This is a genomic window from Mucilaginibacter phenanthrenivorans (assembly GCF_024721155.1).
Classification (GTDB): domain Bacteria; phylum Bacteroidota; class Bacteroidia; order Sphingobacteriales; family Sphingobacteriaceae; genus Mucilaginibacter; species Mucilaginibacter phenanthrenivorans.
Genome location: NZ_JAHVAP010000002.1, coordinates 262,144 through 288,823 on the forward strand (window position 1 = coordinate 262,144; position 26,680 = coordinate 288,823).

The window sequence follows — 26,680 nt, forward strand, 5'->3', positions numbered from 1 at the left end:
TTGTAGCCGTCATATGTATATAAACGCTATTATATATACATTTCTACTTTAAACATAACTTATCATGAAAAAAATATTTTATATAATATTACCGGCAGCGTGCATGTTTAATGCCTGCACCCCGATTATATATACCAGCACCGAGACTGCCGGCGTTCAACAGCAGCAACCATTAACCGACCAGGTTTTTTACGACGAATTGAGCCCTTATGGCCAATGGATTGACTATCCGGATTATGGCTATGTATGGCAACCGGATCTGGGTCCTGATTTCAGGCCGTACGATACCAATGGTAATTGGGTTTATAGCGATGAGGGCTGGACCTGGTCGTCAAACTACAGCTGGGGCTGGGCGCCATTCCACTATGGCAGGTGGTTTTTTGACGGCGACTATGGCTGGATGTGGCAACCGGGTAACGAATGGGCTCCTGCATGGGTAGCCTGGGGACAAAGCAACGATTACTACGGTTGGGCCCCATTGCCACCTAACCAGGGCTACAACACCAACTGGAGGCCAAGAAACCAGGACTGGACCTATGTGCAGGCCGGTTACATTTCAAGGCCTAATTATCATAACTATGTGGTCAGGAATAATGTTACAATTATTAATAATACCACCATCATTAATAATGTTAATATTAATAACAATTACGGCGGAAATGGAGGTGGTCATCGCGGTCCGGTTTATAACCGTGGCCCGCAGGTTAGTGATGTTGAAAGCAGAGGGCATACCAGGATCCAACCGGTTAGGATTGGTATAAGCACCAGGCCGGGTCAAACTCAGCAAAATGGTCAGCTCAATATTTACAGGCCTGTTATTAACCAGGGTGCACAACAGGGCAACAACAGGCCTGCTCCGCAACATAGTGTAAATTATAATGGAGGTGGTCGTGGAAACTCTAACCCAAGACCGGGTACTGGACAAGGCAACAACCAGAATCCGCAACAGGGTCAGAACCCAAGACCAGGTAACGGACAAGGTAATAACCAAAACCAGAATCCGCAGCAGGGTCAAAATCCAAGGCCGGGTAACGGGCAGGGTAATAACCAAAATCAGAACCCGCAGCAAGGTCAAAATCCAAGACCAGGTAACGGACAAGGGAATAACCAGAATCAGAACCCGCAGCAAGGTCAAAATCCAAGACCGGGTAACGGGCAAGGCAATAACCAAAACCAGAACCCGCAACAAGGCCAAAACCCAAGGCCGGGCAACGGACAGGGGAATAACCAGAATCAGAACCCGCAGCAAGGACAGAACCCAAGACCAGGTAACGGGCAAGGGAATAACCAGAATCCGCAGCAGGGACAAAATCCGCAACAAGGTCAAAATCCAAGACCAGGTAACGGACAAGGGAATAACCCGAATCAGAACCCACAACAGGGTCAAAATCCAAGACCGGGTAATGGACAAGGTAATAACCAGAATCAGAATCCGCAGCAGGGTGGTCAGAACCCACAACAGGGTCAAAATCCAAGACCGGGTAATGGACAAGGTAATAACCAGAACCAGAATCCGCAGCAGGGTGGTCAGAACCCGCAACAAGGTAATAACCCGCAGCAAGGCCAGGGTGATCATAGGGGAGGACGTGGCAATGGGCAAAATCAAAACCCAAACCCTCAGCAAGGACAGCCGAACCAAAATCCACAACAGGGGCAAGGGAATGGTCAACAGCCGCAGAGGCCTCAGCCGGTGCAGCAGAACCCAAACCCTCAACAGGGGCAGGGTAATGGTCAACAGCCGCAAAGGCCTCAGCCGGTGCAGCAAAATCCGAACCCACAACAAGGTCAGCAACAGCCAAGGCCTCAGCCGGTTCAGCAAAATCCGAACCCGCAACAAGGTCAGCAACAGCCAAGGCCTCAGCCGGTTCAGCAACGTCCGATAGCACGCCCCGCAACTCAACCAAAGCCACAGGTGCAGCCGGTTAAGAAACCGGAGCCTGTAAAGCAGGACGAATCAAACAAGCCCAACGTACAGTAGTTAATAATAAGGAAAGGCGCCGGTATCACCAGCGCCTTTCCTGTTAAAATAATTTAAGTTTTTTTGCTTTTTGCTTTCGCCTTTCAGCTTTAACCTTTAACCTTTCGGCTCATTACATCCTGTGGTTATCGGCTCTCCATTCCCTGATGTCCTTTTTAATTTCGGCAGGCGAAAGATTTTCCTTTGCCGCCCGGTCGGCAAGAACAACAAACTCCTTATCAGGTGCAAAGCGCAGGGCGATAACCTGGGCCATGGTAACCCGGCTATCAAGTGGCTTATTAGTTAAGATATAATGCCTCAGGTTTTCCTCGGCACGGATGGCCCTGTCCTGCGCCCTTAACGGGAACTGGCGCAAATAAACTGCACTGAAGAATCCGCAGATAAATAAAAGTGCTATCAGTATAGAGTTCAACATGTCGTAATGTGCCGCCCATTGCAGGTAAACGTTTACAAGTGATGTAATGGCACCTATAGATAAAAGCGGAACCAGTATGTAGTGATATCCCTTAACATATTGCGTGTGATGGGTATTATTTTGTTGTAACATGATGGGTTTGATTTTTGAGCCAAGATAATACTATTTGGTTTATTGAAGCCGACTAAAAATGACTTTTTAATGTTGAGTAAAAGAACAATTAACCGCAATTTGCGTTAATATTTTTCACTAAAACGCAATCAAACATGAATAACTCATTGATTACATCCGAAAAAACATTGACGATTGGTGGCGAACTAACCATTAACAGAATAGGTTATGGCGCTATGCGTATCACGGGCAAGGGCATTTGGGGGCCACCGAAGGACGAGGCAGAAGCTATAAATGTATTACAGCGCGCTGTTGAGCTTGGTGTAAATTTTATTGATACCGCTGATAGCTATGGCCCGCATATATCAGAGGAGTTAATCGCGCAGGCGCTTTATCCGTATCCCGCCGACCTTGTGATTGCTACCAAAGGTGGCTTACTTCGTACGGGGCCTGACGTGTGGCCGATAAATGCAAAGCCCGATTATTTAAAAAAGGCGCTGGAGGGCAGTTTAAAGCGGTTGAAGCTGGATCAGATTGACCTGTACCAACTACATCGTATAGATCCTATAGTTCCCGCCGAGCAAAGCTTTGAGTTTTTGCAACAGGCACAGGAGGAAGGATTGATAAAACACATTGGCCTGTCGGAAGTTGATGTGGATGTTATAAAAAAGGCGCAGGAGTTTTTTGAAGTGGTATCCGTTCAGAATATGTACAGCGTTGACAACCGCAAATGGGAGCCAGTGCTTCAATATTGTAAAGCACACCAGATTGCGTTTATTCCGTGGTTCCCACTTAATGCAGGTAATGTTGCCAGCCAGGATAAACTGAAGCAAATTGCTGAGAAGCACAACGCCACTGTTCACCAGGTTGCGTTAAGCTGGCTGCTTAACCATTCAGACAATATTTTGCTGATTCCGGGTACTTCAAGTGTTAAGCACCTGGAGGAGAATCTAAATGCAGTTTCCCTTGAGCTTACTGAAGCAGATATCCAGGAATTGAACAGTATCAACCCGCAATAAAATTTGACTAAAAACTTATGGTGCGCCTTAACTCCGTAAGTTTTTAATCTCAATTATTGTAAATAAATTACCATTGTATTTATTATTTTAATTACAAAGAAACAAATTTGTGATTTACTTGTTCGTCAATGCACAATACCCTTTAGTAAAATAAGTAAATTATGAAAAATTTTAAGTACTACTTTGTGATATTGTTGCTGGCAGCAGCAGTATCTTGTAAAAAAAATGACAGTTCGTCGGTAAACATCAAAGGAAATGTTTCTAACGACGAAGCAGCTGATATGGTGGCCGCTTCGGTGTCAACAAATTTAAATGGTGTGGCCGGCGTTTCGGGCGATGTTACAGTTAGCGCGCAGGCTTTTGTTGGGTTGCATTTGCCTTGCGGAACCTCAAAATCCGATAGTGTTTCACGGCAATCCAATGGTACAAACGTAAGCTATAGCTATAAGTTAAAATACAGCTATACGCTTAATTGCAATAGCGATAATCCACCGGATAATCTTGTATCAAACCTTGCCTATAGCGGTTCATATAGCGGCCCGCACATTTCATCAAGCAATTCAGGTAGTTCAGCTTTTACAGTTGGCGGCCTTAGCCCCTCGGCAACTGCTTACGTGATCAATGGCGAATACAAACGCGATGGCTCATTCAAATCAAAGGTCGACACTACAAATGCAGGCAGCAGCAGTATTGATATTGCTGTGAAATCGCTCACTTTATCAAAGCCCGACCGCAAAATAGGAAGCGGCTCTGCAACTTTTACCATCACCGGCAACGTTCCTAAAAAAGGCAATTTTAGCTATAATGGTTCAATAGTATTTAATGGCGATGGCACAGCAAATTTAACAGTTAACGGAACTGTTTATGTAGTGGTGCTTGCCACTGGCGAAAAGAGTAAGAAATAACCGGGTTAAACCGAATTACAGAATAGCCGGCAAATTAATTTAAGCCGGCTATTTTTTTGCTGTTTAAATTATGCTACTGTGGCCACCTTAAACGGTTTTATATCAACCGATTCCCAAACGTCTTGTGTAATATATGGTTCGCTTTGTTTCCAGGCCTCCAGTTCCTCGACTGTTTCAAATTGCAATACCATTACGGAGCCTATCATTTTGCCTTTGTCGTTCAGCATGGCTCCGCCTAAAATAAAATTGCCGTTCTTTTTAAGCGCTGAAGCTCCGTCAAGATGATGTGGCCGAACATTCATGCGGCGTGATAAGCCATTGGCATCAGTATGGTCGTATGCGGTAATAAGATATTGATTCATGATGTATTTATTAGTGCGGCAATTTAAGTTTATGGATTCAAATCAACGAATTTTTGAAGTATTGGAAAAATAAAATAAATTAATAACTGTTAATGTTACATTTTTTACAATATTTGTTTTTTAACCAATTGTTGATACTAAATGAAGGATTTTCTTACACAGGAATTTACTAAGATATTTAATAAAAATCCTGAAAATACCTATTTTTCACCAGGGCGCGTTAACCTGATCGGTGAGCATATTGATTACAATGGCGGGCTGGTAATGCCTTGCGCCGTTACATTCGGAACCTATTTGCTGGTGTCGCCCAATAGCGATGGCATGTTCAGGTTCAGGAGTATGAATTTTGAAGAAAAACTGGACATCCCCGTACAGGGCAACTACACAAAAACAAAAGAATACTGGTTTAACTATCCGTTGGGTATTATAGAATATTTTTTAAAGGATGGGCACCCGGTATTGGGGATGGATCTGCTTTTTTATGGCAATATTCCTATAAGCTCGGGTTTATCTTCCTCGGCATCTATTGAGGTGGTAACTGCATTTGCCCTAAACGATCAGCTAAACAGCGGTTATTCAAAGCTCGATTTGGTAAAACTTTCGCAAGCTGTTGAGAATAACTTTATTGGGGTTAACTGCGGTATTATGGATCAGTTTGCCGTTGCCTTTGGCGAAAAGAATAAAGCGCTGATGCTGAACTGCGACACGCTGGATTACAAGGCTGTCGACAGCAACCTTGGAGAGCATATTTTAGCAATAATAAATACCAATAAGCCGCGCAAGCTGGCCGAATCAAAATATAATGAACGGGTGCAGGAATGCCAGGCGGCGTTAAAAGCCCTGCAGCACGAGTTGGAGATCAATAATCTTTGTGATATTGATACTGCTACCTTTAATAAGTACAGTCATCTAATTACTGACGCTACAATATACAAACGTGCGAAACACGTTATTGAGGAAAACGATCGCGTTAAACTGGCCGCAGTAGCACTGAGCAATAATGATTTAGCTGAGTTTGGCAGGTTGATGTACGCTTCGCACGATTCGTTGCGCGATCTTTACGAGGTAAGTGGCAAGGAACTAGATACCATTGCCGAATACAGTAAAACCGATGCCAACGTAGCCGGCGCCCGTATGACCGGTGCTGGTTTTGGCGGCTGTGGTATAGCCCTGGTTAAAGAAAGTGCCTTTGAAGACTTCCAAAAAAATATGATCGCTTATTATACCAATAAAATAGGTTATGCGCCATCAGTATACAGCTCACTTATCGGCGATGGAGTAGGGGAGCTTTTAGCAGAAAGCGAAAAGACCAAAGCTTAAAGCGTTAAAATTATAACTTGAGACCTGATATAGTCGGTAATGGTTACTTTTGCCTTCGGCTTTTTGCTTTACGCTTTTAGCTTATTAACATGAAGAAACTAAAGCTTGACGAACTAAACCGGGCTTCGGTTGCCGAATTTAAGGCGATGGAGAAGTTCCCCGTGGCAGTGGTATTGGATAATGTGAGGAGCATGCATAACATAGGCTCGATATTCCGTACGGCGGATGGATTTGCGGTTGAGCAGGTTTGCCTTTGCGGGATAACTGCCTGCCCGCCGCACCGCGAAATTGAAAAAACCGCCCTGGGGGCCACACAATCCATTAACTGGAAATATTTTGAGACGCCTTTACAGGCAGTTGAACAGTTGCGCAGCGAGGGTTATGCCATTATAGCCATTGAGCAGGCGCAAAACAGCATCATGCTGAATGATTTTACGCCCGCCGAAGACGTGAAATATGCATTGATCTTTGGAAATGAAGTAAACGGTGTTAGCGAGGAAGTTATGGCAAACATAGATGCCTGTATCGAGATTCCCCAATTCGGAACAAAGCATTCCTTTAATATAGTGGTATCAGCCGGGATTGTGTTGTGGGATTTCTTTTCGAAGATAGTTGGTTAGTTCATGGTTAATAGATCATGGTTCATAGCCGAACCGTAGAAAAGAAAATGGTTCATAATTCATCGCCAAATTCCGGCTATGAACTATGAACCATCAACTATGAACTTCTTATAAATGTATCACCTCGCCGTACGCAGCGGCAGCGGCTTCCATAATCGCCTCGCTCATGGTAGGGTGTGGATGTACTGATTTTATGATTTCATGACCGGTTGCTTCCAGCTTACGTGCCGTAACAACTTCGGCAAGCATTTCGGTAACGTTATGACCAATCATGTGTGCGCCTAAAAATTCACCGTATTTGGCATCGAATATCAGTTTAACAAAGCCTTCCTTCGCTCCGGCGGCACTAGCTTTACCTGACGCTGAGAATGGGAACTTGCCTATCTTTAATTCGTAACCTGCCGCAATTGCAGCTTTTTCTGTATAACCAACTGAAGCAACTTCTGGTGAGCAATAAGTACAGCCCGGAATATTATTATAATCAAGCGGGTGCGGGTTTTGGCCTGCAATCTTTTCAACGCAAATAATACCTTCTGCCGATGCTACGTGAGCAAGCGCCTGGCCTTTAACAATATCACCAATAGCATAAACGCCTTCAACGTTGGTTTTGTAGTAATCGTCAACAATAACTTTACCGCGATCAGTTTGTACGCCGTTTTCCTCAAGGCCTAAACCTTCAAGGTTGGTAGAGATGCCAACTGCTGATAAAACTATTTCAGCTTCAAGCGTTTCAACACCGGTAGCAGTTTTAACCTGCACCTTGCAAATATCGCCGCTGCTGTCAACCGACTCTACATTTGAGCTGGTCATGATGTTAATACCTTGTTTTTTAAGCGTACGGGCCAGTTGTTTTGAAACTTCTTCGTCCTCAAGCGGTACGATGTTATCCAAAAATTCAACTACAGTAACTTTGGTGCCTATTGCGTTGTATACGTATGCAAACTCAATGCCTATAGCGCCGGAACCAACTACTATCATTGATGCCGGTTTTTTAGGCAGCACCATGGCCTGGCGATAACCTATTACCTTTACGCCATCCTGTTTAAGGTTTGGCAATTCGCGCGAGCGGCCGCCTGTTGCCAGTATGATATGCTTTGCAGTAATGTCAGAAGTTTCGCCGCTGGCGTTGGTTACAGTAACTACGCCTTTGCTTTTAAGCTTGCCGGTGCCCATTACTACATCAATTTTATTTTTTTTCATTAAAAACTGAACACCTTTGCTCATGCCATCAGCAACACCGCGGCTTCTCTTGATCATTGCATCAAAATCAACCTCGCTTTCGCCAACCTTTATGCCATATTCTGCAGCATGATTAATATATTCAAACACTTCGGCGCTTTTAATTAATGCTTTTGTTGGGATACAGCCCCAATTTAGGCAAACGCCGCCCAATGATTCCCTTTCAATTATCGCAGTTTTTAAACCCAACTGCGAAGCGCGAATAGCGGCTACATAACCACCCGGACCAGAACCTATAACAATTAAATCGTAGTTCATATTTTGATTATAATGTTTTATAAATGACCTTTTGTATTACTGTTTGTGAGAATAGAAATATTTATGCCTTGCCTTTTAACGGGAATAAAACCTTTTATGTTCAGTACCGGCGCAGCTGCTCATAGCCGTTAAATTTGATGCCAAAGCTAAATAAAAGCAGCGAAATGCTAAAATCAGCTTATCATTTCAAAATCATATCATAAATGCCTGAAATAATGGCATATAGTGGCATATATTGATAGTTGCCTGATACCTAATATTTTACTAGTTTTTTATTTATTATACCATATTATTGTAATTTTTTATGCTATCGTGATTAAATATTGCCGATATGTTTATAAATGTTAACAATTTGTTAATATTGGGAATAGCCTTAATCCTTACTTTTGTAACAAAAATGATATTTAACCCAAATTTTAATTAAAGCAAAACTGTATGAGGAAGTTTTTACTTTTATTTTTCTCCATTTTATCCCTAAACCTTGCCCACGGGCAGGTTACAACAACAAGTAGTATCTCGGGTACTGTTGTTGACGAAAAAGGCCAAACTTTACCGGGCGTAACAATTGTTGCTACGCATACGCCTACTGGCACGGTTTACACCACTGTTACCCGGGCCGACGGTAAATATAACCTTGCCAACTTACGTATTGGTGGTCCGTATACCATCAAATTTAGCTTTGTTGGTTATAATCCGTCTACCGAAGACAATATTAACTTAACATTGGGCCAGGATTTCAAGCTTGGAATAAAGCTTGATCCAAGCAGCACTTTACTGAAGGAAGTTAAAGTAAGCAGCGGACAAAACAAGGTCATTAACAATTCAAGAACAGGATCACAGGAAATTGTAACCCGTTCGCAAATTGACCGCTTACCAACCATAAACCGTTCAATTTACGATTATACCAAACTTACCCCTTCGGCAAACGGAAGGTCGTTTGGTGGTCGTAATGATTCATTTAATAACCTTACCGTCGATGGTGCGTTATTTAACAACTCATTCGGTTTATCAAGCACTTTAGGTGGTCAAACCAACTCTCAGCCAATTTCATTGGATGCAATTGAGCAGATCCAGGTTGCTGTTTCACCTTTCGACGTTACTTTAGGTCGTTTTGCAGGTACAGGTATTAACACAGTTACCAAATCGGGTACTAATCAGTTTAAAGGAAGTGTTTATTTGTATAAACGTACTACCGGCTTACAGGGAACACATGTAGGAAATGGTATAGACGTTGCCAAATCACCTATTGATTACAACCAGCGTGGAATTAGCCTGGGCGGACCGATCATTAAAAATAAGTTATTCTTATTTGTATCAGGCGAGCAGGAAAGAGAAAAAGACCCTTCATCTAACTACACCGCGCTGCGCCCAGGCCAAACTGCCGGTGGTACAGTATCCCAAGCAGGTTATGGTGCACTTGATTCATTGCGTACGTTCCTGAAAACAAAATACGGTTATGATCCCGGCGCATTTGAAAATTTTCAATTACGTACACAATCTGACAAAATAACAGCAAGATTGGATTGGAATATTGACGATAAAAACACTTTGTCTGTTAAATATTTCTACTTAAAGTCGTTACGTGATGTTGCGCCAAGTAACTCTGGTTCACCAACCGGTGGCCGTCAGCCAAGTGCGTTTACATTGCCGTTTTTCTCTTCATTTTATACCATCAACAACAACTTTAACATTGGTATAGCAGAGTTAAACACCCGCTTCAGCAGCACCATTGCAAATAAGCTGACTGTGGGGTACCAGGCACTGCGCGATTTTCGTCAATCACCGGGCGGTGGTGCGTTCCCATTGGTTGATATTCAAAATGGTTCATCTACCGCCAAGGACCTTACTGCTTTTGGTTATGAGCCGTTTACCGCCTTTAACGTATTGAACACCGACATCTACCAGCTTTCGGATAACGTTACTATTTACAAAGGTAACCACGAAATTAACGTTGGTACTTCAAACGAGATCGATAAATTCAAAAACGGATTTGCACCCAACTACAATGGCGCTTACGTTTTCTCGAGTTTGAGCGACTTCTATGCTTCGGCAAACAGCGGTACTGCTTTTGCAAATCAATACTCGTTCCGTTACGCGGCAACTCCAGACGGATCATTCCCATATGCTAAGATCAATGCCAGCACAATTGGCCTGTTTGTACAGGACAAATGGCAGGTAACCGATCGCTTTAAGTTAACTTACGGCATCCGTGCTGATTTACCAATTTACAGTGTTAATTCGCAGCAAAACACAAACGTTGCAGCATTAACATTCAGAGATGGTGTTCAGCTTGACGTGTCAAAATTTCCTAAAACAAGGATCCAGCTTTCTCCACGTGTAGGCTTCAACTGGGATGTTAATGGCGACGCAACAACCCAGGTTCGTGGTGGTTTAGGCATCTTTACCGGCCCAACTCCTTATGTTTGGGTATCTAACCAGGCAAGTAACAATGGCGTTCAATTTGGTTCATATACTATCCAGCCAGGAAAAGCAGGCGTTTCTGCAACTGATCCTCGTTTAGTATTTAACCCTAACCCTGATGCTAACAGGCCGCCACTTGGTTCAGCAACTGCTACCTCTCAGTATAATTTGGCGGTGGTTGACAGGAACTTCAAAAATCCTAAAAACTTCCGCGGAGATATTGCTGTGGATCAAAAATTACCATGGGGCATTGTGGGTACCCTTGAATTTATGTACTCAAAAGATATTAACGCAGTTTATCAGCAAAACGTAGCTTTACCTTCAACAGGTACTGCGCTTGTTGGGCCTGATAACAGGTTAGTTTACAGTGCATCAACTTTGTTTCCGGCAGTTCTTGATCCGGTAACTAAGAAAAATTTAAATACTCCTTCTAATCCAAATATCTCCGATGCTGAATTAATGACCAATACCAGCAAAGGTTATACTTACAATGCAACCATTGAATTACAGAAAAGCCTGAGGGAACTTAACTTTACGTTAGCTTATACTCATAGCGATTCACGTTCAGTTAATGATGGCGGTTCTGTTGCTCAGTCAATCTGGAGCGGCCGTCCTGTTTCCGGCGATCCAAATGCCAATGAAACCGGGTATTCAAACTTCTACTTACCTAACCGTATTATAGCATCAGTTTCTTATCGTAAGGCATACACTAAAAACCTTGCAACATCAGTTGGCTTAACATACGAAGGCGCCAACAACGGTGTGGCATCGTACACCTATTCAGGCGACTTAAATAATGACGGTGTAAAAGGTAACGACCTGATTTATATTCCCAGGACTCAAAGCGATATCGTATTAGTGGCTAACGGAGCGACGGATAAACGCACTTCTCAGCAATTATGGGATCAGTTAAACGCTTATATTGGTCAGGATCCATATTTAAGTAAACACCGTGGACAATATGCGCAACGTAATGGTTTGTTGTTACCGTTCTTTAACCAGATTAACTTAAATATTACACAGGATATCTTTGTAACCACAGGTAAAGTAAAAAACACTTTGCAGATTGAGTTCAACATGATCAACCTTGGAAACTTTATCGACAGGAACTGGGGTAACTACAAATTTGTAAACAGCTCACAATTCCTATCATTCCAAAAGATCGCTCCGGCTGGAGATCCTAATGCAGGGAAACCTGAATTTTCATTCCCTTATTTCAATGCCACAACAAATACTCCGCTTACCCAAACATTCGGTGAAGGCACTTCAATTGCCTCACGCTGGCAAGCACAGTTTGGTTTAAGGTATATATTTAACTAATAGAAATATAAATGCAAAAAAAGGGGCCCTGCAATTGGAGGGCACTGAAAAAGTGGCTATTTATCAAAAGAGGTTGTTTTCAAAATTGAAAACAACCTCTTTTTCGTTGGCGTATTCGGGTTGGTGGTGGAGAGTGATTTCGTACAGACGATTCTCAGCGCCTCCATTTTATCTGTAAAAGTGCCTCTTTGATTTTAAAGGACTTTTTCAGTGCCCTCTGCAATTGCGGGGCCCCTTTTTTTGCCCCATTTTTTAGGATTTTATAATGTAATTATAAGTCATGGTGATAAAAATTTATAATCAATACAAATTTCTTGCTATTACTGAAAACTATAATTATTATTGGTACGATGATCGCAAAGCGCATTTTGTGTTAAATAAAGATGTTGGCTACGCAGATTTATTACTAAAGCAATAGATAGAAGTATCTGCTTTTAGTTTTTTAATTCTATCATTAGCCCTATGTTTTGGCTGATTATTTTTATCGATAGCATCCTTTAAAGGGTTGATGAACTATGGGTATTGCTTTCTTAAACATGCTAATGTTTTTGTTACAATACACTACCATTTGTTAATATGTAATTAACCTGAGCGCAATATTTAAGGTTCAATTTTGGATCAGATTTATGAGTATATGCTTCTATGTTCATAAGCAAGATCCACTACCGCAATTTATATCACAATATAATGAGCATTATAAAAGAGATATTTACTCCATTTAATAACTTAACCGAATTACCCGATGAGGTTGATTTGAATTCTCTTTTTAAAGAATTTTATGACCGCCTGGTGTATTTTTCGGTTCAGTTTGTTAAGGATAAAGATCAGGCGCAGGATATTGTTCAGGACTCATTTATAAAGTATTGGAATCAGCGTGAAATGGTAACGCCAAATAGAATTGCCATCAAAAACTTCCTATACAGTACCGTTCGCAACGCCTGCCTTAATGTAATTCGGCATGAGAAAGTTAGAGAAGGCTATATTCAGCAACAGGGCGGCGCGGAGCCTGAAGAACCACCTGTAATTGATGCTATTATTGCCGCAGAGGTAATGTCCAAAATTCATGCTGCTGTCCAATCATTACCTGAAAGCCATCGCCAGATCTCTGTTATGGGATATTTTGATGGTAAAAAGAATAATGAAATTGCTGATGAATTAAATATGTCTGTCAACACTGTGAAAAAACAAAAACAAAGAGCACTGCAGCTACTAAGAATGAAACTTGAACCTGAAATGTTTGTATTATTTTTTATAGCGATGGTGGAAGTTTTTAGTTAAGCGATAGTTTTTTGCCGTGCGTTACTAAATTCAGAAAAAAGTTTCATTTACTTTATCCAGTTTGAATTATCAGGTGTCTTAATACCCGAAAAGACACTATGAATAATTACCAGCCTTATTTTGATCTTGCGGAGCTAATCGCAAAATATTTGCGGGATGAGCTTACCGTACCTGAACAAAAGGAATTGGATCAATGGCTGGATGCAAGCGTTCATAACCAGGAATTATTCAGAAAACTAACCGATGAAACGCGAATTAACCAGCAGTTGGAAGTGTTTTCGGCGGTAGAACAGGATAAAGCCTGGGAAAAGATAGCAGGAGCCACCGGGTTTAAAAAAACGACAATTACCCCATTTAAATTAAAGCAATTATTCCCTTACGCAGCGGCTGTGGTGCTATTGTTAGCAGTTGGGATAGGCCTGAATCGGTATGTTTTAAAAAAAACGACTAATAAACCGCTCGCACTTCATAAACCGGATATTTTACCTGGGAGTAACAAAGCTATTTTGACTTTAGCCAATGGATCAAAAATAACTTTAAATGATGCGGGAAACGGGAAAATAGCCAGACAACAGAATATTGTGATTAACAAGGCCCAAAATGGCGAGTTGATTTATAATATTGACAATTCTCTTAAAGCTGCGCGGCAGCCAAAGGTTGCAGATCTTATTGCTATGAACACCCTTACCACGCCACGTGGTGGGCAGTATGAGGTTGTTTTACCTGATGGCACCAAAGTTTGGTTAAACGCTGCTTCGTCTTTAAAATATCCAACCTCATTTCCGGGTAATGAAAGAAAGGTTGAATTAGCAGGTGAAGCTTATTTTGAAGTTGCTAAAAATCCAGCTAAGCCGTTTTTTGTAAAAACCACTAATCAAACTGTTGAGGTATTAGGAACTCACTTTAACATTAGTAGTTACGGCGATGAGACTTCTACAAAAACCACGCTTCTGGAAGGTAGTATTAATGTTGCCAATACTTCTGGTATGTATTTGGTTAAACTTAAACCCGGGCAACAGGCAATCGGTACAATAAAAGGGATTAAAATAAATGCAGATGCTGATGTTGAAGAAGCGATGGCATGGAAAAACGGAAAGTTTATGTTCAAAAACACAGATCTTCCAACAATTATGCGCCTTTTATCAAGATGGTATGACGTGGACGTAGAATACCAGGGCACAATTGCCGAGAAGCATTACAGGGGACGGATTTCACGAAATGTGCCTGTATCACAGGTGTTTGAAATCTTAAAAACAAGTGGCGTTAACTTTACAATCATCGGGAGGAAGATTATAGTAAAACCATAAAAAAGGAAATCAGGGTATCCGGCAAGGCCGGTTATCTTAAGGCCAAAAAAGACCGAAAGTGTATCGAGCACTTCCGGCCAAAACGATCGGGCCAATCATAAAAATTATATTGACAATACACTTTTACTAAAAGAACCCAACCAAAAATATGGATTTTTCTACACATTTTCCGCCACCATATGAGGGCCGGAGGATAAACAAAACTACTAAAGCAATAAACAGCTTTTACAAAATAGATCCGGCTACCAAAAGGAAAATTATTATGCGGATAAAATTAATTACCATCTTACTATTTGCGGCATGCCTTCATATTAGTGCAGCAAGTTTTAGTCAAAACGTTACTATTTCTGAAAGAAATGCTAACCTGGAAACAGTTTTGAATAAAATTGAGCAACAAAGCGGTTTTGACGTTTTCATGCAAACAGAACTTCTTGCCAGGAGTAACAAGGTTACTATAGATGTAAAAAATATCACCCTGGAAAAGGCGCTCGAAAAAGTTTTTAAAGGGCAGCCATTAACCTATGCAATAGTTGGACATACCATTGTATTAAAGGAAAAAGGTGCTTCAAAAAGCTCATCTGACAAAAATGTAGGTTTAACTATTAACGCAGACCGTGTGGTTACAGGTAAATTGCTGGATGCACAAACAAAAGAGCCACTTATTGGAGCTACTATAGCTGTGAAGGACGTGAAACGTGCAACGGTTGCAGCGCTTGACGGAACATTTAAAATAAACGTACCTGAAGGGAGCACTACGTTGGTATTTACGTACATTGGTTATATAACCAAAGAGCTAACTATTACCGGTGCTGATCTGGGAACTATTACAATGGATCCGGTTTCAGCTTCTGTAAAAGAAGTTACCGTTACAGCTAACCCATCTTTAGCAATTGACCGGCATACGCCTATTGCAGCTTCTTCGGTAGGTAAAGTTTACATTGAAGAAAAGGGCGCAGGAGCGGAGTTTCCTGAATTGTTAAAAGCGGCGCCAGGTGTTATGACCTCAAAAGGCGGCGGCGGCTACGGTGATTCGCGCGTGAATATCCGCGGTTTTAGCAGCAACAACGTTGCGCTTTTAATAAACGGCATCCCCGTTAACGACGTGGAAGCCGGAAAGATCTACTGGAACGATTGGGCGGGCCTGGCTGATGTTACTACATCAATGCAAGTGCAACGCGGTTTAGGCGCTTCAAAGGTGGCTGTACCATCATTAGGCGGTACTATAAATATCACTACAAAAAGCACTGAACTACAGGAAGGTGGAACAATATCCCAATCAATAGGTACGTTCAATAGCTATAAAACAGTACTGTCGTATTCAACTGGTTTGACTGATAAAGGATGGTCAACTTCATTCCTGCTTTCAAGGAGCCAGGGTGACGGTTATGCCCCGGGTTTATATTATACAGGATATAGTTATTTTGCTAACCTATCAAAGGTATTAAGCCCAACACAAACCTTATCGTTCAACTTTATGGGTGCTACGCAAAACCATGGCCAGCGTTATACCTTCAACACAATCGGTACTTACAGGAACAGCCCGCTGGGTATCAGGTATAACTCTGATTATGGTTACCTGAATGGTCAGCTTTTAAGCGCAGAGCAGAACTACTATAATAAACCTTTAGCCTCGTTAAACCACAGCTGGAAAATAGATGAAACATCGTCTTTGGCAACTGTAGTGTACGGTTCATGGGGTACAGGAGCGGCCCGTTACCTTGCTGGTACAAATACCACTTTAACTCCCGGAAATGGTACCGCCAACGTGCCTAGAACAGGTGACATATATTCCCCTATTGATTTTAACGCCATTGTTAAATCAAACGTTGCTAATGCAGATGGTTCTTCAAGCAGGTATTTCCAAAATACAGTCAACAATCATCAGCAATATGGCATCCTGAGTACGTATAAAAAGAAATTAGGTGATATTGACCTTTTGGCCGGTATTGATGGAAGATACTACCGGGGCGAGCATTTTTACCAGATGGATGATCTGTTAGGAGGAAGCTACATTGCAGATATCCGCAACAACAGCGTTACCAGTCCTTCAGGTAATATCAATGATCCTAACGCACATATTGGTGTTGGTGATAAATTTAATAATGACTATACATACCAGGTTGCTTCGGAAGGCGCCTATGTACAGGCGGAATATAATAAAAACGACCTGTCGGCATTTGTTACCGTTGCGGCAAGTAATACCGGTAACCGCAGGATCGATTATTTTAACTACACAACCGGCAGCCCTGATGCAACCAGCAAATGGGTTAATTTTTTAGGTTACCAGGCCAAGGGTGGTGCCAACTATAATATTGACGCACACAATAATATATTTGCTAACATAGGCTACATTCAACGGGCACCACTTGTTGCCAATATTTTTCTTGACAAGGATAACGACCTTAACCCGAATGCAAAACCAGAGAAACTGATGAGCTACGAGTTGGGTTATGGCTTTGTAAGCTCTATGTTTAGCGCCAACGTAAACTTATACCGTTCAACATATAAAGACAGGGCAAAAACAACCGTTTTGACCGACCAAACTGATAACTCACTTTATACCGTAAATATTTCGGGTATCAACGAAATTCATCAGGGTGTGGAAGTTGATGCAAAATTCCGTCCTATTAACGCCGTTACCCTAAGCGGTAGCCTGTCGATAGGCGATTTTCATTACACAAGTAACACTGGCCCAACACAAATAACCAGCGACCAGGGTAAGACATTAAACCAGGATGCTTTATTGCTGAAAGGCTTAAAGGTAGGTGAGTTTGGCACCTCAAACACCAGCGCGCAAACAACTGCTGCTTTGGGGCTTGATGTGCAAGTGCTTCCAAAAGTTAAGGTTGGAGCAAACTATAACTATTATGGCCGTTACTATGCCTCATTTGATCCGTCGAAGCTTACTACAACGCAACAAACAGCCGCCGGACAGGCGTTCACAAATTACCAGCTTCCAAACTTTTCTACATTGGATCTGAACGTTGTTTACCGCTTCAAATTTGCCGGGCTTGATGCTTCATTTATAGCCAACGTTTACAACGTGTTAAACACCGCTTATGTTGCTGATGCTTTTGAAACCGGTATCCCGGCAAATGCTGCTGCTTACAGTTTCCCTACCCGTATAAGTAATATGGGCGTTTGGTATGGTTCTCCAAGAACATACATGACAACTTTAAAAATTAACTTTTAATCATCTTTTAAAAAAGATATTATGAAAAAAATATTATTCAATTTACTCGGCCTTGCAGCTATAGCCACAGCGATAAGCTCGTGCAGGCCTATGGATAAAACCTATAAAGCGCTTGATGGATTGCCTGGCACGGCAAAAACCCTTGCTTATACGATACAAGCTGCTGATTATACAAATACTAACGTATATCCTTCTAGCTCTGCCGTTTATAAAGCGAAGGGTTTTGTTTCTACTGCAGATGCGAACGCGAATGTTCCGGCGCTCCTTAACTTTAAGTTTTTCGATTATCCGGATGGCTCTAACGCTAATATTACTTTTACCCCATTAACTGGCTCAGTAGTACTGGCCGACAGCGTTTTTAAAGATGTATCGTACACGCTTACACATGATGATTACTTGTTATTACCAGGCAATAAATATGCAGATTTTAGCATTGCCCAGGTGTTAAGCTGGTTACCTTATAAGTACACCGCACCGGCAGCTAACCAACTGGCAGTATTGTCATGGACTTTTTATCCGACTATTAATACAACACCAACTGTTTACCCTGGCATCTATGTATCTACCACAGCAGGTGTAACTACGGCAACGGGTTCGTTTCTATATTTAAACGGCGCATGGGTGCAGGCTTATCAAATTACGCCTGCCCAATATGCAGCGGTGGGACGCGGGCAGTATAACCAGTTTACGGCAGCTGATGATGCTTCGTTGTTATCTTACTTAAATAACCTGCTAAAAACCGATCCGTATGTTGCTGGTAATGCAAAAGCAGGGAGTGTTCAATATGTAAGCTTTAATTACTATAGCAGCACCAAAGTAACATCGCAAAGGGTTATACAATTAACTTTTGATGGTACCAACTGGACCCGCGCGTCTGCCGCTACTACGCTTACTTTTGTTAAAAGCAAAGGTACCTGGATTCCTGATCCGACCGTTTACTATACTACTAAAGCAAGTGATTATACACTTATAGGTAATTCAACCATAGGTACTGCAGATGGACGTTCCAACTACGCACAATATGGCGACTTTAACATCCAGCAGGGTAGTCAGTATTTCTGGACTGAAGCGGATATAGAAAGTGCTTTAGTGCTGATGTTGAAAACGGATTTTCCGAATGCAACCGTTGGAATCCCATATAAAATCACATACTTGATTTATACGGGTGCAACAACAAGCACCACACTTACATTCAAATTTGATGGTACTAACTGGGCTAAACAATAAATATATTTAGTCATTAAAAATAAAGACCCAGTCCAATTGGACCGGGTCTTTATTTTTAATAAGGATTTTTTAAAGATTAGTTGTATACAAACTCTCCAAATTCCGACCGGATTGTCACCTGTTTTTGCTCAGCCGCCTCAACACGACCGATGATCTGCGCATCAACACCGAAGCTTTTGGAAATGGCGATTAGCTCAGCCGCAATTGCTTCCGGAACATACAGCTCCATACGATGCCCCATATTAAATACCTTGTACATTTCCTGCCAGCTGGTTTTTGATTCCTGCTGGATCAGATTAAACAGGGGAGGAACCGGGAACAGGTTGTCTTTTATAATATGCAGGTTATCGATAAAGTGCAGCACCTTGGTTTGTGCGCCGCCGCTGCAATGCACCATTCCGTGTACGCTATCGCGGTGGCAATCCAATATTTTTTTAATGATAGGGGCGTAGGTGCGCGTTGCGGACAATACTAATTTACCGGCGGTAACTGTTTGCCCGTTGCCGATCTCAATGGCATCTGTAAGGTTTTTACTGCCAGAGAAGATTAATTCATGGGGAATGGCTGCATCATAGCTTTCCGGGTACTTATCGGCAATAGTTTTATTAAACACATCATGACGGGCGGATGTAAGCCCGTTAGAGCCCATGCCGCCGTTATATTCCTTTTCATAAGTAGCCTGACCATAGGAGGCAAGGCCAACAATTACATCGCCGGGTTGGATGCGGTGATTGGAGATCACATCGGCTTGTTTCATTCGGCAGGTAACGGTTGAATCAACAATGATGGTGCGCACCAGGTCACCAACGTCGGCAGTTTCACCACCGGTTGAATAGATGCCTATACCAGCCTGTCTTAATTCAGCAAGGATTTCTTCAGTTCCGTTTATGATGGCTGCAATAACCTCGCCCGGAATCAGGTTTTTATTCCTGCCGATGGTGGATGAAAGCAGGATATTATCGGTAGCGCCTACGCAAAGGAGGTCATCCAGGTTCATGATAATTGCATCTTGTGCGATGCCGCGCCAAACAGAAATGTCGCCGGTCTCCTTCCAGTAGGTATAAGCCAATGATGATTTGGTTCCAGCACCATCTGCATGCATAATGTTGCAATAAAGTGGGTCGTTGGTTAAAATATCAGGTACTATTTTACAAAAGGCCTTAGGGAAAATTCCCTTGTCGATATTTTTAATAGCATTGTGGACGTCGTCTTTAGAAGCGGATACACCTCTTTGATCATACCGTTGCGAAGAATTCATGCGGCAAATATAAAAATAGTTGATGGTTCATAGTTGATGGTTCATGGTTTTAACGTGCAAATCATTTTGTTGTAGCCTCAGCTCCAATCTGAATTGGCGCCAGGCCACAAAAATTCAAGCGAATTAGTGTCAATTCAATCTTTAAAACCGTTAATTTGCATACATCCTACTATAATTCATGTTAAACAGTGTTCCTTATAAAATTAAGAAGTGGCGCCTGCGTCAAAACAGCCAGCGCAACTTCCTGATCTATTGCAGTGTTTTTGTGGGCTTTTTTGGCGGACTGGCTGCAATTGCTTTAAAATTCCTTGTACACGCCATGGAGGAGATCAGCAGAAATATCTCTGCTCACCTTCCGTACCACATTATCTACGTGTTCCTTCCTGCGCTCGGGATCTTTCTAACGGTTTCATACCAGCACCTTATTAATAAGGATAAGATCCAAAAAGGCATCGGCAATATCCTGGCGAATATCAAGCGCAACCATTCAAACATCAGGTATAATAACATCTATTCGCATTTGGTCACCAGTTCACTAACGGTTGGCTTCGGCGGGTCATCAGGGTTAGAAGCGCCGATTGTTAGCACCGGCGCAGCCATAGGCTCAAACACCGGCAAATTTTTCAACCTGAGCCCGTATGAAAAAACAATTTTAATTGCGGCGGGCGCTTCTGCGGGCATTGCCGCTGTTTTTAACAGCCCTATAGCTGGGGTATTATTTTCACTTGAGATTCTGCTGGGCGAAATCTCCATCCCTACGTTTATACCGTTACTTATTGCTTCTGCTACGGGTGTGGTTGTATCAAAGCTGTTGTATTCAGATCAGTTGTTTCATTTGGCTACGGAGGGATGGGCGATGAGCGCACTGCCTTTTTATATAGTCCTTGGGCTGTTCAGCGGATGGATCTCTGTTTATATCTCCAAGGTTGGCGGCTTCCTTGAAAGAGGAATCCTGAAAAAGCAAAACCGGTATGTCCGTGCTCTTGCGGGCGGCTTGTTTCTAGGACTTATTATAATGGTGTTTCCGGCTTTATTTGGTGAAGGTTATCATTACCTCCAGGCAATATTGAACGGAAATATTAATGCCTTAAAAGAAGAATCATTTTTTAGCGCATGGCTGGCACATCCTATTGTGATGGCAGGCTTTATAGCTTGCATGGTTTTTATGAAGATTATTACCGCCGGGATAACTATAGGAGCCGGGGGCAACGGTGGTACTTTCGCACCAACTATGTTCACCGGCGCATTTTTGGGTTTGTTTGTGGCCTTTAGCGTTAACCAAACCGGTCTTGTGCATTTAAACACCAGTAACTTTGTTGCCGTGGGTATGGCTGGCGCACTTAGCGGCGTGTTGCACGCACCATTGACAGCCATATTCCTGATCGCTGAGATTACAGGCGGGTACGTACTGTTTATCCCGCTCATGATCGTGTCTTCTATATCCTATATCATAGCAAGGCTTTTTAATCCGCATAATATGTACTGGCATGACCTGATACATGAGAAAAATATTCATCCCGACCAGGATTATGATATGCTGAATGCTATTGGGATATCGAGCCTTATAAATAAGCAATTTGTTGGGATAAGTAAAAGTACAACGGTAAAGGATTTTTATAAATTACTTGCAGGAACCACCGTCAATATTTTCGCTGTTATAGATGAGGCGGGAAGACTTGAGGGGATCATATTGCTCGACCAGATCCGCAAAAACTTATTTGATGCCAACATTCCCGATGAAGAGACGGTAGCTGATATTATGACTATTCCGCCGGGTATCATCGAATATGAACAATCTGTAAGCAGCGTAATGGATCTGTTCGATACCTTGGATGTTTGGCTATTGCCAGTTACAAGGGATGATTTATTTATGGGCTTTATCTCCAAATCGACCCTGCTTGCCCGGTACCGCGAGGAATTTATCCGGCAGAATAAGGAAGCCGACTTATTCATTAAGCACTAATAAATACGAATTCCACGAACTGACTAGAATTTTCTAAAATCAGCTTCGTGGAATTCGTCTTTGTTCTTGAGTATTAGGGTTTGTTTACTTAATAAACAACAACTCCCTAAACTTAGGCAGCGGCCATATCGAATCATCGACCAACTGCTCCAACTTGTCAACATGATAACGAATAGGCTGAAAGAATGGCTTTACTTTTTCATCATATTCAATGGCTCTGTCGCGGATGTCGTCAATTAAATTGGCCTTTTTACGGGCATTAACCATTTCACCTATGTTTGTCTTGATAGCATTTACATGTGTTGCTATCTGGGTAATAATATCCAGCTGGGCCTCATAAGTTTCCTTGCTCAGGCCGATATCCTTTAAGCCTTTAACATTCTCAATCAAATTACTTTGATAAGCCAGCGCCGATGGAATGATCACATTGATACCCAGCTCGCCAATAACCCTGGCTTCTATCTGTAATTTCTTAAAAAAGCTTTCCAGCAAAATTTCATGGCGGGCATGTGCCTCACGCTTGGTAAACACGCCGGTATCGGCAAATAGAAAGTCGGTTTTGTCCGACAACATGGCATCAAGCGCTTTTGGAGTAGTTTTGATATTGGCTAAACCACGTTGTGCAGCTTCCTTTTCCCATTCCGCGCTATAACCATTGCCTTCAAAACGAATATTTTTCGACTCCTTGATATACCTTTTAATGATCATCAGCAGCGCAACGTCCTTCTTCTCACCTTTTTTGATCAGCTTGTCAACATCATACTTGAATTTTTTTAGCTGATCGGCAACTATCAGGTTCAATATGGTCATTGGGCTGGCCGAATTTGCAGATGAGCCAACGGCACGTAACTCAAACTTATTTCCGGTAAAGGCAAATGGCGAGGTGCGGTTACGGTCGGTATTGTCCTTTAATATTTGCGGAATTTTTGGAATTCCCTGCCATAATAGAGCATCTTCCTTTATTTTTTTGCTGATGCGTGATGTTTCTATCTCGTCCAGCACATCGCTTAGCTGGGTGCCTAAAAAAATTGATATAATGGCCGGTGGCGCCTCATTTGCGCCCAGGCGGTGATCGTTGTTAACCGAGGCTATCGAAGCCCTTAAAAGATCGGCGTGTTCGTATACCGCCCTGATGGTATTTACAAAAAATGTAAGGAACATCAGGTTGTTTTTTGGTGTTTTTCCCGGCGATAACAGGTTTCTGCCAGTGTTGGTGATCATCGACCAGTTATTGTGCTTTCCGGAGCCATTTATGCCCGCATAAGGCTTCTCGTGTAGCAGCACTTTAAAGTTATGCCGTTTCGCAACACGGTCCATCAGATCCATTAAAAGCTGATTGTGGTCAATGGCAAGGTTTATTTCCTCGTATATAGGTGCACACTCAAATTGTGACGGCGCAACTTCATTGTGACGTGTTTTTAAAGGGATGCCTAATAACAGGCACTCGGTTTCCATGTCCTGCATAAATGCGTAAACCCGCTCGGGGATCGATCCAAAATAATGGTCCTCCAGTTGCTGGTTTTTTGCTGACATGTGGCCGAAAAGCGTGCGGCCGGTAAGGTAAAGATCAGGGCGTGCATTAAATAAGGCAATGTCCACCAAAAAGTACTCCTGCTCAATACCTAAGGAAGCATTCACCTTTTCAATACTCTTATCAAAGTAATGGCACACATCAACTGCGGCCTTATCAAGTACATTTAATGCCTTTAATAAAGGCACTTTATAATCAAGGGCCTCACCTGTGTATGACACAAACACCGTTGGGATACAAAGTGTACGCGCTATAATAAAGGCAGGGGAGGATGGATCCCATGCAGTGTAGCCGCGGGCCTCAAAGGTATTACGGATGCCGCCGCTTGGAAAGCTGGAAGCATCGGGCTCCTGTTGCGCCAGTGCATCGCCCGAAAATCGTTCAATAGCGCCACCATCTTCGGTTGGCTCAAAAAAGGCATCGTGTTTTTCAGCTGTCGAACCTGTTAAAGGCTGAAACCAGTGTGTGTAATGTGTTGCACCCTTACCCATTGCCCATGACTTCATGGCTGAGGCTACCTGTTCCGCCATATCGCGGGGGATAGGTTCACCTTTATCAATCGAGTTAATAATACCCTGGTATGCTTCTGAAGAAAGATACTCTTTCATCTTCTTTTTATCGAAAACATTTGCGCCAAAGAAGTCTGAAATTTTTTGAGCCGGGAATTTAACCTCGGGAACCCCTCTTGTGAGCACAGCCTGCAACGCCTGGAAACGAATATTACCCATGAAATTGATTTTAAATAATGGTTTAGCCCAAAATTAAAATTATACTTTATTATATGTATAGTTTTTAAAATAAATATCTCAAGTGGTATTAATTCTTAAATTTTTTGCTTTAAAATGCCTGTAAAATGATTTTTATAGGTGTTTTTGGGCTGTATAATCATTTTTTCATCGAATTTTCATAAAAATGCAAGCGAAATAACCATATTGTTTGCTTTTTTGTCGATTTTTTGAAGTATTCGCAATTTTTCTGGTGTATTTATTTTAACCTTTAGAAATTATTTATCAAATGTTTAAAAAATGGGGGTATTTTAGGGTTAAATTTATTATATTGATAAAAATATAGATTTTGTCGATAATTTTTTTGCCAAAAATTTGGTTTTGTTAAAATTCATCAATATTTTCATGAAATATTTAAAAAAAACATATGTTTTCTTTAAATTTAATGAAAAAATCGAAAGAAATCAGCCTTATTTAAAAGGTAAACCAATAAATCGCTTATTCATCTTAATTATATATCAATCAAACTAAATTAAACTAATCAAACAATGAAAGTAAAACTTACGAAAGTCGACTTCCTCACATCGGTCCGACAACTGACAAAGGAAAAGTGGCAACTTGGTGCAACCATTTTTGCAGGCAAAATGATAGGCCTTGGCCTTATCATACTAGCAATGTTTACACTGCCGGGACTGTTACCAACTAAGGCACACGCTGCTGCCGAAGTGTACACCGCGCACGAAACAACAATGATTAATACAGTTAATACAATATGGACACTGGTAGCTGCCTTTTTGGTATTTGGTATGCAGGCTGGTTTCGTAATGCTTGAGGCTGGTTTTGCCCGCAAAAGAGAAACGGTTAACGTTTTAATGGAGTGCGTTTTTGACACATGCCTTTGCGGAATTTTATTTTATGCTATTGGTTACGCGTTTATGTTTGGTCATGGTAACGGCTTTATTGGCTGGGGCGGACTAGGCTCTGATGGCAAAACCATCACTAACTGGTTCTTCCTGCAAAATACCCCTTTAACTTACGAAGCAACAGGTATCCCTGTATTGGCTCACTGGATTTTCCAGTACGCTTTTGCTGATACTTGTTCAACTATCGTTTCTGGTGCAATGATTGGTCGTACCAGCTTCCGTGGCGATATTCTTTATTCAATTGGTATCACAGGCTTCATCTATCCAATAATCGGTCACTGGGCATGGGGTCCGGATGGCTGGTTAGTAACAATGGGTGCTGCTGGTGGTGTACTCCCAACCCTAGGTAACGGCTTCCGCGATTTCGCAGGCTCAACTGTAGTACACGCTATCGGTGGTATGGCATCTCTTGCAGGCGCTATCGTACTAGGTCCGCGTATCGGCAGGATCTTCGCCCGTGACGACAAAGCTAAAGGTGGATTGCCACCGGGACACAATTTATTAGTAGCTGCTGTAGGTGGTTTCATACTTTGGTTTGGCTGGTACGGCTTTAACCCAGGAAGTACACTTTCAGCTATGGACGGTCAGGGTATTGGTCGTATCGCTGCTAACACAACACTTGCAGCTTGTGCCGCTGGTTTTACAGCTATGCTTGCTGCTTTGTGGTGGGGCCCAACTAAAGGAAAATTCGATTTGGCATTTACCGTAAACGGTTTCCTTGCAGGTTTGGTTGCTATTACCTGTCCTTGTTACTGGGTTAGTCCTTTTGGCGCAATTATGTTAGGCGGTGTTGCAGGCTTTATAGTATTTGCAGGCGTTTACATCTTCGAATGGTTCCGTATTGACGATCCGGTTGGTGCAGTTTCAGTACATGGCTTGAACGGTATCTGGGGAACCCTTTCATTAGGCTTATTTGCTTGTGGCCAATATGGCGCAACAGGCCCTACAGGCGCTGATAATTCTGCACCGGTAAAAGGTTTGTTCTACGGTGGTGGTACTTCAGTGCTTACAGCACAGGCAATCGGAACATTCTCCATAGCTCTTGCAGTTTTTGCAGTGTCTTTTGTAATGATGTTCATTATCAATAAATTACCACACCCATGGAGATTGCGTGTTGAAGAACACGGCGAAACAGGTGTTGGCGGTCTGGACGTATTCGATCATGGTATTGAAGTATATCCACCACAAGACGAAGATGTTAGCTTAAGCGGCTTATTTGAGCCAGGTAAGGTAACAGCTTAATATATTTAACATACACCTTATGCGGCCGGTTGGTTATTCAACAATTACCATCCTGTTACAACCGG

The 26,680-nt window shown here is 42.2% G+C and carries 17 protein-coding genes; 12 read left to right on the forward strand and 5 right to left on the reverse strand.

Translation table 11 applies throughout. The features are described from left to right. Positions 1 to 64 precede the first annotated feature (64 nt). Positions 65 to 1,978, forward strand: a complete 1,914-nt coding sequence (locus KXD93_RS05860) for a DUF6600 domain-containing protein (RefSeq protein ID WP_258135977.1) — start codon at positions 65 to 67, stop codon at positions 1,976 to 1,978. A gap of 112 nt (positions 1,979 to 2,090) precedes the next feature. Here the strand turns inward: KXD93_RS05860 and KXD93_RS05865 are convergent, their stop codons facing one another. Continuing rightward, complete coding sequence (locus KXD93_RS05865) at positions 2,091 to 2,525, reverse strand: DUF6526 family protein (RefSeq protein ID WP_258135978.1); 435 nt, start codon at positions 2,523 to 2,525, stop codon at positions 2,091 to 2,093. A 134-nt stretch (positions 2,526 to 2,659) separates the two neighbouring features. Between KXD93_RS05865 and KXD93_RS05870 the strand changes: the two genes are divergently transcribed. Together KXD93_RS05870 and KXD93_RS05875 are read left to right on the forward strand one after the other, a co-directional pair. Further along, positions 2,660 to 3,523 carry an aldo/keto reductase gene (locus KXD93_RS05870; protein ID WP_258135979.1) on the forward strand — a complete coding sequence of 288 codons (864 nt, stop codon included), beginning with the start codon at positions 2,660 to 2,662 and terminating at the stop codon, positions 3,521 to 3,523. 161 nt (positions 3,524 to 3,684) lie between these two features. Further along, entirely contained in the window at positions 3,685 to 4,428 is a 744-nt protein-coding gene (locus tag KXD93_RS05875; protein WP_258135981.1) for a hypothetical protein, read from the forward strand. Positions 4,429 to 4,496: 68 nt separating this feature from the next. Here KXD93_RS05875 and KXD93_RS05880 read toward each other — a convergent pair whose 3' ends face one another. Next, positions 4,497 to 4,790, reverse strand: coding sequence for a YciI family protein (locus KXD93_RS05880; protein WP_258135982.1), 294 nt, complete (start codon positions 4,788 to 4,790; stop codon positions 4,497 to 4,499). 141 nt (positions 4,791 to 4,931) lie between these two features. Between KXD93_RS05880 and KXD93_RS05885 the strand changes: the two genes are divergently transcribed. Further along, the gene (locus KXD93_RS05885) at positions 4,932 to 6,110 is read left to right on the forward strand and encodes a galactokinase (protein WP_258135983.1); all 1,179 of its coding nucleotides are present in this window, start codon (positions 4,932 to 4,934) and stop codon (positions 6,108 to 6,110) included. An 89-nt stretch (positions 6,111 to 6,199) separates the two neighbouring features. Then, the gene (locus KXD93_RS05890; protein WP_258135984.1) at positions 6,200 to 6,730 is read left to right on the forward strand and encodes an RNA methyltransferase; all 531 of its coding nucleotides are present in this window, start codon (positions 6,200 to 6,202) and stop codon (positions 6,728 to 6,730) included. Positions 6,731 to 6,838: 108 nt separating this feature from the next. Here the strand turns inward: KXD93_RS05890 and lpdA are convergent, their stop codons facing one another. Beyond that, on the reverse strand, positions 6,839 to 8,227 hold the full coding sequence (gene lpdA / locus KXD93_RS05895; protein ID WP_258135985.1) for a dihydrolipoyl dehydrogenase: 1,389 nt from the start codon (positions 8,225 to 8,227) through the stop codon (positions 6,839 to 6,841). 435 nt (positions 8,228 to 8,662) lie between these two features. Here lpdA and KXD93_RS05900 point away from each other — a divergent pair, with 435 nt between their 5' ends. The 5 genes from KXD93_RS05900 (at position 8,663) to KXD93_RS05920 (ending at position 18,973) form a co-directional block, all read left to right on the forward strand. Beyond that, entirely contained in the window at positions 8,663 to 11,968 is a 3,306-nt protein-coding gene (locus tag KXD93_RS05900; RefSeq protein WP_258135986.1) for a TonB-dependent receptor, read from the forward strand. A gap of 687 nt (positions 11,969 to 12,655) precedes the next feature. Then, the gene (locus tag KXD93_RS05905) at positions 12,656 to 13,246 is read left to right on the forward strand and encodes an RNA polymerase sigma-70 factor (protein WP_258135987.1); all 591 of its coding nucleotides are present in this window, start codon (positions 12,656 to 12,658) and stop codon (positions 13,244 to 13,246) included. 98 nt (positions 13,247 to 13,344) lie between these two features. Continuing rightward, positions 13,345 to 14,553 carry a FecR family protein gene (locus KXD93_RS05910; protein WP_258135988.1) on the forward strand — a complete coding sequence of 403 codons (1,209 nt, stop codon included), beginning with the start codon at positions 13,345 to 13,347 and terminating at the stop codon, positions 14,551 to 14,553. A 148-nt stretch (positions 14,554 to 14,701) separates the two neighbouring features. Beyond that, positions 14,702 to 17,746: a TonB-dependent receptor domain-containing protein gene (locus KXD93_RS05915; protein WP_258135990.1), complete on the forward strand. Its 3,045-nt coding sequence runs from the start codon at positions 14,702 to 14,704 to the stop codon at positions 17,744 to 17,746. Positions 17,747 to 17,767: 21 nt separating this feature from the next. Continuing rightward, a complete protein-coding gene (locus KXD93_RS05920; protein ID WP_258135992.1) occupies positions 17,768 to 18,973 on the forward strand; it encodes a hypothetical protein in 1,206 nt (401 codons plus the stop codon). Between the two features lie 76 nt (positions 18,974 to 19,049). Here the strand turns inward: KXD93_RS05920 and KXD93_RS05925 are convergent, their stop codons facing one another. Continuing rightward, a complete protein-coding gene (locus KXD93_RS05925) occupies positions 19,050 to 20,231 on the reverse strand; it encodes an AIR synthase related protein (protein ID WP_258135993.1) in 1,182 nt (393 codons plus the stop codon). Positions 20,232 to 20,409: 178 nt separating this feature from the next. Here KXD93_RS05925 and KXD93_RS05930 point away from each other — a divergent pair, with 178 nt between their 5' ends. After that, entirely contained in the window at positions 20,410 to 22,194 is a 1,785-nt protein-coding gene (locus tag KXD93_RS05930; RefSeq protein WP_258135995.1) for a chloride channel protein, read from the forward strand. Between the two features lie 84 nt (positions 22,195 to 22,278). Here the strand turns inward: KXD93_RS05930 and KXD93_RS05935 are convergent, their stop codons facing one another. Next, positions 22,279 to 24,453 (reverse strand): glutamine synthetase III family protein, encoded by a 2,175-nt coding sequence (locus tag KXD93_RS05935; RefSeq protein ID WP_258135997.1) that lies wholly within the window; start codon positions 24,451 to 24,453, stop codon positions 22,279 to 22,281. 545 nt (positions 24,454 to 24,998) lie between these two features. Between KXD93_RS05935 and KXD93_RS05940 the strand changes: the two genes are divergently transcribed. Continuing rightward, on the forward strand, positions 24,999 to 26,615 hold the full coding sequence (locus KXD93_RS05940; protein WP_258135999.1) for an ammonium transporter: 1,617 nt from the start codon (positions 24,999 to 25,001) through the stop codon (positions 26,613 to 26,615). The last annotated feature ends 65 nt before the right edge of the window (positions 26,616 to 26,680 follow it).